Origin of the sequence: Marinobacter salexigens, assembly GCF_002806945.1 — a bacterium.
Classification (GTDB): Bacteria; Pseudomonadota; Gammaproteobacteria; order Pseudomonadales; family Oleiphilaceae; genus Marinobacter; species Marinobacter salexigens.
Map to the genome: position 1 here is coordinate 550,815 of NZ_NIHC01000003.1, position 14,182 is coordinate 564,996.

13 protein-coding genes are annotated in these 14,182 nt (G+C 54.0%); 6 read left to right on the forward strand and 7 right to left on the reverse strand.

The genetic code is table 11. The features are described 5' to 3' along the window. Positions 1 to 11 precede the first annotated feature (11 nt). Positions 12 to 377 (reverse strand): hypothetical protein, encoded by a 366-nt coding sequence (locus CDH47_RS07475; protein WP_100639217.1) that lies wholly within the window; start codon positions 375 to 377, stop codon positions 12 to 14. A 226-nt stretch (positions 378 to 603) separates the two neighbouring features. Here CDH47_RS07475 and CDH47_RS07480 point away from each other — a divergent pair, with 226 nt between their 5' ends. Then, the gene (locus CDH47_RS07480) at positions 604 to 1,191 is read left to right on the forward strand and encodes a hypothetical protein (RefSeq protein WP_100639218.1); all 588 of its coding nucleotides are present in this window, start codon (positions 604 to 606) and stop codon (positions 1,189 to 1,191) included. A 163-nt stretch (positions 1,192 to 1,354) separates the two neighbouring features. Then, entirely contained in the window at positions 1,355 to 3,439 is a 2,085-nt protein-coding gene (locus tag CDH47_RS07485) for a patatin-like phospholipase family protein (RefSeq protein WP_239985655.1), read from the forward strand. Between the two features lie 62 nt (positions 3,440 to 3,501). On the opposite strand, the gene cls is transcribed toward CDH47_RS07485, so the two are convergent. Further along, positions 3,502 to 4,932, reverse strand: coding sequence for a cardiolipin synthase (gene cls, locus CDH47_RS07490; RefSeq protein ID WP_100639220.1), 1,431 nt, complete (start codon positions 4,930 to 4,932; stop codon positions 3,502 to 3,504). Then, entirely contained in the window at positions 4,932 to 5,978 is a 1,047-nt protein-coding gene (locus CDH47_RS07495; RefSeq protein WP_100639221.1) for an AraC family transcriptional regulator, read from the reverse strand. The genes cls and CDH47_RS07495 overlap by 1 nt, the downstream gene beginning before the upstream one ends. 401 nt (positions 5,979 to 6,379) lie before the next feature. Between CDH47_RS07495 and CDH47_RS07500 the strand changes: the two genes are divergently transcribed. The 4 genes from CDH47_RS07500 (at position 6,380) to CDH47_RS07515 (ending at position 9,850) form a co-directional block, all read left to right on the forward strand. Then, a complete protein-coding gene (locus CDH47_RS07500) occupies positions 6,380 to 7,183 on the forward strand; it encodes an alpha/beta fold hydrolase (protein ID WP_100639351.1) in 804 nt (267 codons plus the stop codon). A gap of 33 nt (positions 7,184 to 7,216) precedes the next feature. Beyond that, positions 7,217 to 8,299, forward strand: a complete 1,083-nt coding sequence (locus tag CDH47_RS07505) for an SMP-30/gluconolactonase/LRE family protein (RefSeq protein ID WP_100639222.1) — start codon at positions 7,217 to 7,219, stop codon at positions 8,297 to 8,299. Next, complete coding sequence (locus tag CDH47_RS07510) at positions 8,299 to 8,763, forward strand: acyl-CoA thioesterase (protein ID WP_100639223.1); 465 nt, start codon at positions 8,299 to 8,301, stop codon at positions 8,761 to 8,763. The genes CDH47_RS07505 and CDH47_RS07510 overlap by 1 nt, the downstream gene beginning before the upstream one ends. A 103-nt stretch (positions 8,764 to 8,866) precedes the next feature. Further along, positions 8,867 to 9,850: an NADP-dependent oxidoreductase gene (locus CDH47_RS07515; protein ID WP_100639224.1), complete on the forward strand. Its 984-nt coding sequence runs from the start codon at positions 8,867 to 8,869 to the stop codon at positions 9,848 to 9,850. A gap of 22 nt (positions 9,851 to 9,872) precedes the next feature. Here the strand turns inward: CDH47_RS07515 and CDH47_RS07520 are convergent, their stop codons facing one another. From CDH47_RS07520 to CDH47_RS07535, 4 genes are all read right to left on the reverse strand, one after another. After that, the gene (locus CDH47_RS07520; RefSeq protein WP_100639225.1) at positions 9,873 to 11,783 is read right to left on the reverse strand and encodes a cation:proton antiporter; all 1,911 of its coding nucleotides are present in this window, start codon (positions 11,781 to 11,783) and stop codon (positions 9,873 to 9,875) included. Positions 11,784 to 11,804: 21 nt separating this feature from the next. Further along, positions 11,805 to 12,596: a tRNA cyclic N6-threonylcarbamoyladenosine(37) synthase TcdA gene (gene tcdA, locus CDH47_RS07525; RefSeq protein WP_100639226.1), complete on the reverse strand. Its 792-nt coding sequence runs from the start codon at positions 12,594 to 12,596 to the stop codon at positions 11,805 to 11,807. 225 nt (positions 12,597 to 12,821) lie between these two features. Next, positions 12,822 to 13,460, reverse strand: a complete 639-nt coding sequence (locus CDH47_RS07530; protein WP_100639227.1) for a ChrR family anti-sigma-E factor — start codon at positions 13,458 to 13,460, stop codon at positions 12,822 to 12,824. Continuing rightward, the gene (locus CDH47_RS07535; protein WP_100639228.1) at positions 13,457 to 14,056 is read right to left on the reverse strand and encodes a sigma-70 family RNA polymerase sigma factor; all 600 of its coding nucleotides are present in this window, start codon (positions 14,054 to 14,056) and stop codon (positions 13,457 to 13,459) included. Before CDH47_RS07535 ends, CDH47_RS07530 begins: the two co-directional genes overlap by 4 nt. Positions 14,057 to 14,182: the final 126 nt, after the last annotated feature.

The window sequence follows — 14,182 nt, forward strand, 5'->3', positions numbered from 1 at the left end:
GCGAATCAGATTTACAGGCAGTCGAACTGGGAGCGGCGATCAAAGGCTACAGAGACCATGTCATAGCCCGAATCCGACAGCCTTCGAACCAGCTCACGGTCTTTCAGCAAAGCCATACAGACTTTATGAACACTGGCTTGGAGTTGCTCTGTGGCAGGCTGGCTGGTAGCTAGACGGAAGTCGACAACCAGGTACTTGCGTTCTATGGCAGAGGCAACAGGAATGTCCTCGCGCTCAATGCTCTCATAGCCAATGTAAGTTGCCTGATCCTGGGGGAATACCTGGCTCATTACGATATCCAGATTCTCCGCTTGGGCTACGGGAGTGCAAAGCAAGGTTGCAGCGCCTGCCGCACGGATCAAGTTCTGAATGTTCATTATTGGCAGCCCCCGGTAGCCGTACTGCATTTAATGTAACGGAATGTAATGTTTGGTTACAACTGATTATTGCAAAGACTGTCAGCTATTGCGCGGCTTTGGGCTGAGTTTTTTCAATTGTTTGCAGTTTGCATACATTAGTCGTTGTGCATTGACTCCTGGGGGCTCCCCTGGGGTTGCACTATCAACTATCATGAAACGAAATCCGACGGCAGGAGAGTTGCCCATGTTTCAGCTCGTATTCAAGGGTGAATGTGCCCCCGGCACCGATTTGGCAACAGCCCGGAACAATGCCCGTGCACTGTTCAAGGCCAGTGTTGATCAGATAGAGCGCATGTTCAGCGGCAGCTCGGTAGTGATCCGTAACAAACTTGATGAAGGGCAGGCCGAGAAGTATCGGCAAGTGTTACGCAAGCACGGCATGCTAGCCTACGTTCAAGCCATGCCCCAAAGCCAGGTACAGGAAAGGCCCGTGCCTGCACCAGCATCGAAGTCTCAGCCGACGAGCCCTGCGCCAGATCCCGATAAACCGGTTGCCCGTTCTACCACTCCGGATGTTGAGCCGGGTGACCGTTTGCCAGTAGCCGGGGACAAGGTCGATGATATTCTGGCGGGATCAACGCTCGGGCTTGACCCTGTTGGTGTAACACTGGTGGAGCCTGAGGAAGTAGAACCACCTATGTTTCAACATCTGGATGACTGGACGCTGGCACCTGCCGGCAGTGATATAGGTGTCGAGCGGGATCTGCCTCCACCGATGGTGCCGGATGTGTCACACCTGTCGCTGGTAGACGATGATTCGAAGAAAAGTTGAACATGATACCCAGGGAAACTGTCGGGTTTTGACGTCATTTTCATTATTAGCTCTCGCTTGGCTGGTTTTAATATCCCCCGCATCCCTAGCTGCTGGAGCCAGTGATGGCGCCGCTGATCGCCCTCGCGTAGGACTGGTGCTCAGCGGCGGTGGCGCCAAAGGCATGGCCCACGTGGGAGTGCTCAGGGTGCTGGAAGAAATGAAAATCCCGGTGGATATGGTGGTAGGAACCAGTGCTGGGTCTGCGGTAGGCGCACTTTATGCCTCGGGCATGTCAGTTGCCGAGATCGAGAATCGTTTTCTTGAAATGGACTGGCTATCGAGCTTTCGGGATGACCCTGGCCGGGCCTACAAACCCGTTCGCCGAAAGCAGACAGAGTGGCGATTTCCCGTTAGTCCGGGCCTTGGCGTTAGCCTTGATGGCCTGCATCTGGGGGCGGGCATTATTGCCGGCCAGAATCTTGGTTTTATCCTCAACGAACTTACCCAAAGTGTCGCACTGGTTGAGGACTTCGACCAGTTACCCATTCCCTTCCGGGCCGTCACAACCGATCTCGAAACTGGCGAGATGGTGGTGCTTGGCAAAGGCAACCTTGCCACAGCACTACGTGCAAGCATGAGTATTCCCGGCGTGTATGCCCCGGTTAAACTTGATGAGCGTTTGTTGGTGGACGGCGGTATTGCGAACAACCTGCCTGTTAACGTTGCCCGTGAAATGGGGGCCGACATCATTATTGCTATTGATATTACTGACGCTTTGGTGGGCTCCGATGAACTCCAGGAAGCCTTCTCGGTATTTGGTCAGCTAACCACCATGATGACGCGCCGCAATACTGAACAGCAGCTTGATTTGTTGGACGAGCAAGATGTTCTTATCCGGCCGGATTTACTAGGTTATGGCGTTGCAGATTTTAGTGGAGCTGCCGTACTTTTTGAGTTGGGAGCCACCAGTGCGCGGGGGCATGCGGTGGAGCTCAACCGGCTGGTGGTAGCAAGCGACGCCTGGCAGGCCTACAGGGCGAGGCTAACCTCTGCAAGCCGCGAAACTGAAGGGGTTATTGCCCGCGTTGAAATCGAGCATGACCGACGTTTGGGTGGTGAGTTTCTGCGGGGACGGATACGCCAGAAGGCCGGCGCGCCGCTGGACGTAGAAGCCCTGGAAGCTGATCTCAAGCGGATCTACGGGCTGGGCTATTATGAAACTGTGTCTTATTCCTTATCGCCATCAGCTGAGGGCACGCGGCTGACGATAAAAGTGCAGGAGAAAAGTTGGGGGCCGAATTATCTGTCTTTCGGGATGAACTATGAGGATAACTTTGATGGTGATACCCGCTTCAATCTCACGTCTTCGCTGAGGGTGACTGAGCTGAATGAACTGGGTGCCGAATGGCAAACAGGCCTGCAGCTTGGTACGGAGCCACAGATTCGTACCCAGTGGTATCAGCCTCTTGATTATGGGTATGAGCGTTTTCTGGTGGCGGGCGCCGAGTATTCCCGGGATACCATCAGCGTTTATGCTCCGGAAGGCACTCGCGTTGCAGAGCTGGATGTTAGCTTTCGCTACGCTGACCTTGGCTTCGGGGTGGAGCTGGGTGGCAATGCTGAGGCCCGCCTTACCTACACACGCGGATACGCCACTGTGAACAAGCAAGTTGGCACCGCGGATATCCCGGCAGACGAGGTGCATCAGGGCGGTATCACCCTGCAGTTGGTGCACGACTCTCTTGATGATGCCTTCTTCCCCCGCGACGGGGCCTTTGCAGGAATCCGGGGCCGTATCGAGCGCGAAGGCATGGGCTCTGAGCGGCACTTTGACGCCATAACCGGTATGGCGTTGGGTACAGGCAGCTGGAAAAACTTTACTCTCACTGGACTGCTTTATGCCCACGCCGTAACCCGCGGGGAGCCGGGCTTGGAAAACACGATACGCCTTGGGGGGTTCCGCCGTTTGTCTGCCTATGCACCCGGCCAGATTACGGGTGACAGCGCGGCAATGGCCTCGGCCTATGCCAGCCAGACGTTTGGAGGCCCGATTACCCCCTGGTTTGCAGGTATGGGGCTGGAAGTAGGTAATGCCTGGGAATCACTCAGTGATGCCAGGTGGCACAGTTCCGTAAAATCCTGGAGCGTATTTACCGGGAGGGACACTTTTTTGGGCCCAATGCAGATAGCGGTAGCCTACAATAATAAAGATAACTGGACAGCCTACCTGAATATCGGGTTTTCCTTCACTCAGCTCTTTTACTAAGATGCTGCTGCCAACCGGCCGGTGGCGGACTTCCATTTGCTTGCTGTCGCTTCAAAGGCTGATTATAGCAAAGGCGCCAGCAGGCGAACTGCGCGGCAGGTCAGCCGGAACGCAATGGAACGCCCCTGATAATCTTCTTGTGTCATTCTACGGCAGTGGGAGAGGTCTTCTGTGAGCATGGTATCGACATCAGAAACAAACGATTCAGATGTATTGATCGCGATTATTTCGAAGTTGAGTCGCATGGAGCGGTTATCCAGGTTTGCGGTGCCGACGGCGGCATAGTGATCGTCCACCAGAACAACCTTCTGGTGCATGAAGCCCGGTTGGTAGCGATAAATACCAATGCCCGCCTGGCTGGCCTGTATCAGATAGGAGTATGCGGCAAGGCCTACCAGCAGGTTGTCTGATTTCTCCGGGATTATGATTCGTACGTCTACCCCCCGGAGGGCCGCCAACTGCAACGCGTTCACAATCTGAACATCCGGCACAAAATACGGTGATGCAATCCAGAGTCGATGTCGGGCGTTATTGATACAGCTCAGGAAAAAAAGTGTGCAGGTCTCCCAGGTGTCTGCAGGGCCTGTGGGAAGCACCAGAACCTGTTCATTGCCTGGCATCGTGCCCTTCGGAGCCCAGTTCAGGCTGGGGAATTCATTGCTTGCCCAGTTCCAGTCTTCCAGCCAGGCAAGCTGTAAACCGGTTACGGCAGGGCCTTCTATGCGGCAGTGGGTATCCCGCCAGAACCCTTGGCCCATTACCGTGCCCAGATACTCATCGCCCAGGTTGATGCCCCCGACAAAACCGATTTGGCCATCACAAACCAGCAGCTTGCGGTGGTTGCGGAAATTGATCTGAAACCTCCGGCGTCGAATATTACCATCACCAAAGGAAGCCACCTTGGCGCCGGCTTTCGCGAGTTCTTTCAGGTAGCTGCGGGATAGCCCGAAACTGCCTACGTCATCGTACAAGAACCACACTTGCACGCCTTCGGCGAGTTTTTGCTCAAGGGTGGTTTTGATGCGCTGGCCAATCTTGTCTGAGCGCACGATGTAAAACTCAAGAAGGATATAGGAGGTGGCGTCCTCCATAGCCGTAATCAGAGCCTCAAACGTAGCCTCGCCATCGCGCAGCAGTGAGCATGAATTACCCTCTGTGAACGGCTGGCGTCCTAACTTGCAAAGAACCTGCAAAGGACTATCAAGATGCTGCTGTTCCGGCATGGAGAGGGAGGTGGTCTGTTGTTCGAAGCGTTTAAGCAAGGCCGTGAGGGCCTTGTCTCCCATGCGCCGCGCTTTAACATAGCCGCCGAAGCGGGAGCGGCCAAAAATAAGAAAAAGTGGCACGGCAACATAGGGCAGGCCTAACAGTCCGATAATCCAGGCAATGGCTCCCTGAGTTGTTCGATAGGTGAGGAGAATTCGATAAATGCAGGCAACCGAGCCCAGATAAAGCAGGCTGACGGCAATAGCCACTAATGAAGTATCAAACATTATTCATTCGATTTCCGGGTAAGGTGCTGCTCGCGATACTGGGCCGGGGCCAGGCCGGTCCAGCGTTTGAATGCCCGGCTGAACGCGCTTAGTTCAGAGAAGCCCAAAAGGAAGGCAATCTCGCCCAGGGCATAGTGGTCAGACGCAACGTAACGCAGAGCTTTGTCTTTCCGCACATGCTCTACAAGCTCATGAAAACTGTAACCTTCTTTTTTCAGTCTCCGGTACAGGGTTTGACGGCTCATGTGGAATTGCCGGGCCAGAGTATCTGCATCAATCTTGTCGGTCGCCATCTGGCGGGATATCAGCTTGCGGATTTTGCGGCTGAACGATCGCCGCGTTTGCAGGCGAGCCAAAAGGCCGTTCACCTGTTTCAGTACAGCGGAATACACATAGGGGTTGCTGTGGGGTATCGGGTGGTTCATGTGACGACTGTGGATGGCAAGCCGGGTTACGGCAGAGCCGAACACCACTGGGCCGCCCAGCAGCTTCTCATATTTGTCAGCGTAATCCGGGCGAGAGTGTGCAATCTCTGCCCACTCTACATTGAGTCCGGAATAGATAAAGTGCCGTCCTCGCGATAAAGCCGCGGCAATCGTCCGATCCATATCCTGACGACAATAGTGCTCCGGTGAGTCCGCCTGCCAGGTGAGTATGGCTACATCTGCAACCTGTTCGAAGCTCAGAATCACGGATTCATTAATCAGTCTGTGCAAACGCACATATTGGGTGACTGCCTCGCCCAGTGTGTCGCAGTTAAAGAATACGTGCCCCACCAGTCCCATACGCTCCGGGTCAATAATCTGGCCTGCTTTCAGACCCACTGCGGAGTCGCCAGTGACACTCTCAGCATAGTCCCAAAGACGATAGTGGGCCTGCGCTGGTACGCGCCTGTCTGGCTCCCTGAGTGCGGTCAGGTCCAAGCCAATAATGTCCTCAACCTTCTGCCTGTTCAGTACGCCCTGACGGTTCAGGTAGTGAGCAAGCGCCAGCGTACTGGAGGCGGCTACAAAGGGGGTTGTTGTAGTGATCGGCGTTTGGGTCACATTTGCTGGCTCATTAGCGCGTTGTCATGGGTTTGTTACAGAATGTCAAGTGATTGGGACAGTCTGTCAACGTACTCTATCTCTTGTAACGATAGTATATAAGTCACAGGTTGAAGTAATGGAAGACACATCCAGGAGGTGTTTTATGAAACCAGTCATTTTTGTACCCAGTACTGAGCTTGAGCGCAAAAACGTAGCAGCGCTGGCGGAATATCTGGGTGAGATTTACTACTGCTGATCACAGATTGGGATAGCTATCGACCTTTTGACCGGGCATTATTGCCCGGTTTTTTTTGGCCTCAAGAAACACTTGCCTGCAATACACCCTCTTGTTCGCCCGTCTGGCAATGTTAATGTATTGGCTTCTGAACATTGTGATCCCTGACGGAGAAGATCTGCCCATGAGTGCAATACTGAACCATAGAATTACCGGAGAAGGTGCCCCACTTATTCTGATGCACGGCGTTTTTGGGGCCCAGGAAAACCTGGGTGCTATTGCCCGGAAGTTCCATACACAGTGGCAGGTTCACGCCTTGGACTTACGTAATCACGGCAGTTCTTTTCATACCGACACCATGGATTATCCCTCCATGGCCGGGGATGTAATTGCATACATGGATGCGCAGGGAATCGACAAGGCATGCCTGCTGGGACACTCGATGGGCGGCAAGGTTGCCATGCAAATTGCTCTGCATGCGCCCGAACGGGTCGAAAAATTGATTGTTGCTGATATCGCCCCGGTAACCTACAAGGCACGGCACGATGCAATCCTTGAGGGCATGATGCGGGTTGATCTTGCAAGCGTGCGTTCCCGAAGGGATGCCGATAAGCAACTTGCTGAGTTTGTAGAGACGCCCGGAGTTCGGCAGTTCTTGCTGATGAACCTTGAGCGTATCCCCAACGAGGAAAAACCGGAAGACGGTTCGGTATACCGGTGGCGCCTGAACCTGGAAGCAATCGATGCCTGTTATGCCAACCTGGCAGCGGCACCCGAGGCTGGAGCCCCATTTGAGGGTCCTGTGTTATTTTTGAAAGGTGCAGATTCGGCCTATATTCAGGAAAAACACCGGGATGAAATCACCCGGCTGTTTCCCAATGCTCAGCTTCGCATTATAGAAGGTACCGGGCATTGGTTGCATGCTGAGAAAACAGATGTTTTTGTAGAGTTGTGCGAGAAGTTTTTAAAAGGCCAGGATGACCTCTAGGCCATCAATAATAACAAACCGACGGGTTGATGTATGAAGTGGTTGGTGGGCAGTTTGCTGGTGTTTTTTATCTTGCTGGGTGGCTTTTTTATGGCGCCATCTCCTATTGATGCAAAAGCTTGGCAAGCGCCGAGTCCGAAAGCCATGACAGGCCCGCTCGCCCCGAACGAGCATTTGCGCCAGGCAGAATTATTGGCAAAAGGGCAGGTTTATGGCCCGGAAGATACTGCTGTTAATGCCAACGGTGTGGTCTTTGCGGGTACCCAAGACGGTTACATTGTTCGGGTGTTTCCCGATGGTCAGGTTGAAAACTGGTTGTCTACAGGAGGGCGCCCCCTGGGTATGGTGTTTGACCAGGGCGGCAACCTGATAGTCGCTGATGCCTGGAAGGGTCTGTTGTCAGTTACGCCTGACGGCGAGATTAATGTCTTGGCCACTGAGGCTGAGGGGGTACCCTTCCGGTTTACAGATGATCTGGATATTGCCCCTGATGGGCGCATTTACTTCACCGACGCCAGTTCACGCTTCTACCAACCGGATTACCTGCTTGATCTTCTGGAAATGCGGCCTCATGGTCGGCTGTTGCGGTATTCCCCGGAAACCGGTGCAACCGAGGTTTTGCTGGGTGGTATGCACTTTGCCAATGGCGTTGCGGTGGCACCGGGGGGCGATTATTTACTGGTGAATGAAACCTGGAAGTATCGTATCCAGCGATACTGGATAAAAGGTCCGAAAATCGGCCAGGCGGAAATGTTTGCGGAGAACCTGCCAGGGTTTCCCGACAATCTGGCAGTGGATGAAAAAGGCCGGTTCTGGGTGGCCTTCCCTACACTCCGCAATGCTCGCATTGACACACTGCACTTTAAACCCTGGCTCAAAGAGCTGGTTGCCAAATTACCGCGAAGCCTTCAGCCAGCGCCTGAGGAATACGGCCTGGTGGTGGCGTTTGATGGCGAAGGTAAGGTAATTACCAGCCTGCACGATACCCAGGGCCAGCACTTGCAGGAAATTACGTCGGTTAACCCCCACGGAGGCTATCTCTATTTTGGTTCGCTTCACAATGATCGCATCGGGCGACTCTCGTTGCAGAACATTCCTGGATTGGGAGGGCAGTAATGACTGGGCTGAAGGCAATAAAATGGGATCTTCCAGACCCGTTTACTCTTGAAATTCTGGTGGTGGACGCCGATACCGACGAGCTGGGGCATGCCAACAACGTGGTCTATGTGCGTTGGCTAGAGGACATCAGCTGGGCGCACGTCAAGAGCCTGGGCATGACCTGGGAGCTGCATGAGGCCACCGGCAAGGCCATGGCAATTACTCGCACAGAGATTGACTATCTTGCATCTGCGAATCCCGGTGACCAGCTGGTTCTGGGTACATGGCTTACGGGCTTCGATGGCCGTTTTCGTTCTGCGCGGCAGTTCCAGTTGGTGCGGCCAGCTGACGGTAAAACACTGATGCGGGCAGTGTCTACACACGCCTGTGTTGACCTGAAAACCCAGCGCCCATCCCGAGCTCCAAAAGAATTTGCCGATATCATGAAAGCCGCGACTGTAGCCGGAGGGAAAGGTTTGTAACCTGGTGTGAGTCACTATTGTCACCAACTTCTGGTAGTCTGGAGGATGAATGTAAAGTCCTACCTCTATCAATCACTATCGACGTCTTTTTCCGGAGATACCCATGGATACCCCTATTGATCAGCATTCTGAATCGTCCATGAAAAAGGTGGTCTACCACCAGTTTGGTGAGCGCGATGTTCTGGAAGTCATCAACGCAGATATACCGGTACCGCAAGAAGGCGAGGTGCTGATTCGTGTTCACGGGGCTGGGCTGAACCCCATTGACTGGAAAACCCGTAAAGGGTTCGGCTTCGTAGCTCAGCAGATAGAAACCTCCCTGCCATGGACGCCAGGATACGATGTGGCGGGCGAAGTTGTTGCCATCGGGGACGACGTAACCACTTTGGCACCCGGCGACCGGGTGATGGGGTTGGTGGGTTTTCCACTGAACGGAGGTGGCTATTCGGAGTATGCGTTGGCGACGGCAGACGAGTTGGCCGTTGTGCCTGAGGAGCTTGACCTGGTAACCGCTGGGGCTCTGCCACTGGCGGCGCTGACTGCCTGGCAAGCGCTGTTTGAGGTGGCCGAACTTGAGCCTGGCCAGAAAATTCTTGTGCACGCTGGTGCTGGCGGTGTAGGACACTTGGCAGTGCAGTTTGCGCTGGCTCATGGTGCTCACGTTATTGCAACGGCCTCCGCTGGTAATCGTGATTTCCTTGCGGAGCTTGGTGTGCACGAAGTGATTGATTACAACACCACAGATTTTGCTGATGAGTGCTTTGGGCTGGATGTTGTGTTGGACCTGGTTGGTGGAGATACGGGCAAGCGGTCCTTGCGCACACTGGGGGAGAGTGGCGTGCTGGTTACCATTCCCACCGTTACTGCAGATGAAGTTGTCAGTTCAGCCGAAGCTCAGGGTTTGAAGGCCCATGGTATGACTGTGCGCCCGGATGTGTTTAACCTTGAGGAAATTGCCGAGCTAATCGAAGATGGTGATGTGAAGGTTCACATTGGCCAGGCTTTTGCGCTGGATCAGGTTGCACAAGCCCACGAACTCCTTGAGGGTGGGCATGTGCGAGGCAAGCTGGTTCTGGATTGTAGCTAAGCTTCAAAAAGCGGCGCAGTAATTAGCTTTTGGGGGATGGGCTTTCGGTAGAAGGCTCTTCTCCCAGCACAGGCGATTCTTTCCCCGGTGCAGATGGTTCTGCCCCCTCTCCATCACTTTCCCTGGTTTTCCGCTCTTTATGGTATTGCGGCGGCACCAAACTGATCAGTATCCAGTCGTCATCCGGTTTCAGATCGTCCATGTTGCGCACGGGCTTGATGCGGCTTTTACTATCGAACACAAACAGCACCAGAGCGTCGCCGTTATACTTAGCCAAAAAGTCGTTGTAGCCAAAGGTTTCGCTGAGTTGTGTGGTTTTAATGGTGTAACCCTGGCTCTCCAGGCTGGCGAGTTTGGCGTAGCTTAGATCGTTGAACAGGCCACGGGTCATCTGGATCTTGCCCGCTGTCTGGTGTCGTGCCTTCTGATCCTGATCCCCTTCCGACAGGCTGAACACACTGTGGTCACCGAACCAATCCAAAAAGTGGTAGGTGGCCAGTGAGTTCATATGCTTGTAGGGAGAGATAACCAGCAGGTTGCCGATACCCGTTAGGTCCAGGTGAGTTGAGGCGTGCTCGGAAATCGGGTTGCCAAAGTATACCTTCAGATTGTCCATCCGCGCATGGCGCACGTTTTCCCAGTTAGTGTCTGCCAAGGCCACCGGCACCTCATGTTTTTTAAGGGCCTTCCCAATCATCCGGGCCATCGGATTGGCGCCCAGAATCAGGAATCCGTACTCAGCTGGCTCCGTCACATTCAGCAAGCGGGCGATTGGCCGCGCTGTCAGGCTTTGCAGGGTAACGGTGGCAATAATCAGTACGAACACCATAGGAACAAGAGCCGCAGCGCTTTCATAGCCGAGGTTCTGCAGTTGGAATGCGAACAGGGCAGAAACCGCTGCGGCGACAATCCCTCTTGGCGCTATCCAGCTTAAAAACAGTTTCTCCCGCAGGTTCAGATCAGTCCCTATGGCTGAGAGAAACACACTGAGCGGCCGAGCCACCAGCATCAGCACGGCCAGAACCACGGCCAAGCCCCAGCCCAGATCGGCAATGGCGGCAAACTCTACCCGGGCGGCCAGAATGATAAACAGCGCTGAAATAAGCAGTACGCTCAGGGATTCTTTAAACTCCAGGATACTGTCGACAGAAACCTGCTTCATGTTGGCCATCCAGATGCCCATCACTGTTACGGTGAGCAGGCCAGACTCGTGGGCCATTTCATTGGAGAATGCGTAAACACCGAGCATGAAAGTAAGTGTTGCTGCATTGTGTAGATACTGGGGCATAAGGTGCTTGCGCAGCACAAGGCCGTTCAGGTATCCGGCCAGGGCACCAGTGACAAAGCCAATGACCAGGGTTTTGCCAAAAATATAAAGAGAATGGCCGAATACGTTGCCCTGGCCCCAGGACACTATGCCCTCGAACACCAGAACAGCCAGCAATGCCCCCACCGGGTCAATGATAATGCCTTCCCAGCGCAGAATATTCGCCAGTTTGGCGCTTGGCCGCACTGAACGCAGAAGGGGGGCGATAACGGTTGGCCCAGTTACAACGGAAATTGCCCCGAAGAGCAGGGCGACGGCCCAGGAAATATCCAGAACCCAGCGCGCTGCCAGGGTGCCAATGATCCCGGTAACAGCGGAGCCAACGAATATGAGATTACGGGCCATTTTGCTGTGCCCGCGAATTTCATCAAAGCGCAGGGTCAGGCTGCCTTCAAAAAGAATGATGGCTACGGCCAGTGAAACCATGGGAAACAAGAGGTCGCCAAACACTTCGTCTGGTTTCAGAAAGCCCAGTACCGGGCCTACAAGTATGCCGCCGGCAAGCAGGAAAAGAATGGCCGGTACGCGCACGCGCCAGGCAAGCCATTGAAATGACAGTGAAAGAATACCAATACTGGCAAGAATCAGGACTGTGCTGGCTGGCATAGAGATCTGGAACCCGTGTGATTATTGGTTAGCGCGTTTTGCAATACGATTTAACAGCCGGGAGGCTGCAAACAGACCAAAGCTGGCTGTAACAGGACAGGCAGCACCAAAGCCGGTAGCGCAGTCAAGCCGCGTGGGGCCTGAGGTTGCAGGCTTTTGCAGGCAAACTTCACCCTCTCCGGCAGGATATGTGAGTTGTTCAGTTGAGTATACGGCTTCGATCCCAAATCGTCGCTTTGGGTTACGAGAAAAACCGTACTCCCGGCGTAAAAGATTGCGAACCTTGGCCAGCAAAGGGTCTTGGGTGGTTTTGGCAAGATCGGCCACCAGAATTTTGGTAGGGTCCATTTGCCCGCCCGCTCCTCCGGCACAGACAACCGGAATCTTTGCGCGCTGACAGTGGGCAATCAGTGCAGCTTTTGGTTTAACGCTATCAATTGCATCCACCACCGCTGTTACATCCGGAGTGACCAGTTCTGTGAGGTTCTTCAGAGTGAGGAAGCCAAAGTGAACCCGAATGTCCGCATGGGGGTTAATGGCTTTTAATCGCTCTGCCATTGCATCCGTTTTGGTACGACCGTATTGGCCTTCCAGCGCATGAAGCTGGCGATTGGTGTTGGATACGCAAATATCATCCATGTCGATCAGGGTGATAGTGCCAACTCCGCTGCGCGCCAAGGCTTCAGCAGCCCAGGAACCAACACCACCCAAGCCAATAACAGCAATATGGGCATCTCGAAAGGCGTGCAGCGCACGGCGCCCGTACAGACGTTCAATACCGCCAAAGCGAAAGGCATAATCGTTGGCGTTCATAGGGCCTCCGTTTGGATCCGGGCACAAGCCGGAGAATTCAAGGGGCGCGATTATACCCTAGTGCCGGAGCAGACATGAAATACCTGCAAAACAGCCACGCAATGCGTAGCTGTCAGGGGGCTAAGTGGGGTGCAGCTAAGGTGTGACGGCCGCGCCGGGAAGGGGCTCATGATTTCTTTTTTAGCAGGCGACAACTGAGGGGATTGGCGGGAATTGGAGTCGAAGTCAGCGAATAAAAGGGTTCAGCAAGCGCGTGAAGGTTCCTGTCAGTTTGATTGGAGCACTCAGTACAGAAAGCGTGATGCAATCTTCAGAACCAAGGGCCAATGGTTTGTGCTCGTCCTGCTCGGTTAACACCACAAAATCCCACTGGTTAAAAACGCCATTCTGATCGGAAAATGTCCCCTGCAATACGATGGTCGTTTCAGTACCACGATGGGTATGGGCGGGTGCCTTGCCGCCTGCTACCAATTTCTGCAGAACTACCTGTTCATTCTGGCCCGGAAACTTCCCGGTAATATCCAGAACGCTAACGTCTCCCAATTGCCGCTTCCAGGGAAGGTTGTTGATGTCCTGCCCCAGGAGCTTCTTCAGAAGATCTGTTTTGGGATGCGCTTTAGATCGGGGCTTGGGCTCTGGCGAGCTGTCTATTCTGGCGAGTATGTCATCGAACATTGACCCGGAAACACTCACTTTTGGCTGCTGCTCCATCATCACGGCACCCAGGCTGTCGAGGGTGTCGACCTGACTGCGACAATGCGGGCATTTGTCGAGATGGAGACGAATGCACAGAGCATGGGGTTCGCTCAGGTTGCCTGCACTGTATTCCATCAGAGTCAGGCTATCGGGGTGATGCCGTGTCATACGTTCTGATCCTGCAAAATTACTTTCAGTTTGCTCAGTGCAAGGCGCACTCGGCTTTTCACAGTTCCGAGGGGAATGTTCAGTTCGTTGGCCACCATCTGGTGCGACTTCTGCTCCATGTACACCTTGGCTATGACGGTAATCTGGTCTTCGGGTAATTGGCTTAACGACTCCCTGACCCGACGCTCAGACATGAGGCGGTGCAGTGAAGTGATCGGCTGATTATCGTCTTCTCCGGGAATCTGCCACAGATCCTCTGTCTCCACCGGCATCTCCACACTGGTGCGACGCATTTTGCGTAACATGTCGATGCGCTGATTACGTGCGATGGTAAAAATCCAGGTGGAAGCCGCGGCCTTTTGCCAGTCATAAAGGCAGGCTCGGCGCCAAATAGAAACAAACACTTCCTGTACCAGTTCATCTGCGTGGCTGGCCATGCCATTTGCCATGGCGTAATACTTGAGCTGCGGCGCGAAGTGTTCGAACAAGGAGTGATAGGCCTGGCGATCCTGGCTCTTTCCGACTTTCACCAACAGCTGACTCCAGGGGTCCTTTCGGCCCTCGGCACGTGCTGGCTGTTGATCCAGTGTGGTCACCGGACGCTCCTTGACAGTTGCATGGCTTATGTTTGTTACGTTGCTCATTGTATGCACTCGCCCCGGGATTGTCAGTCACCATATTTACGGGCCGGTTTTCAGTGCGGATCAGTTTTCTACCAAAGA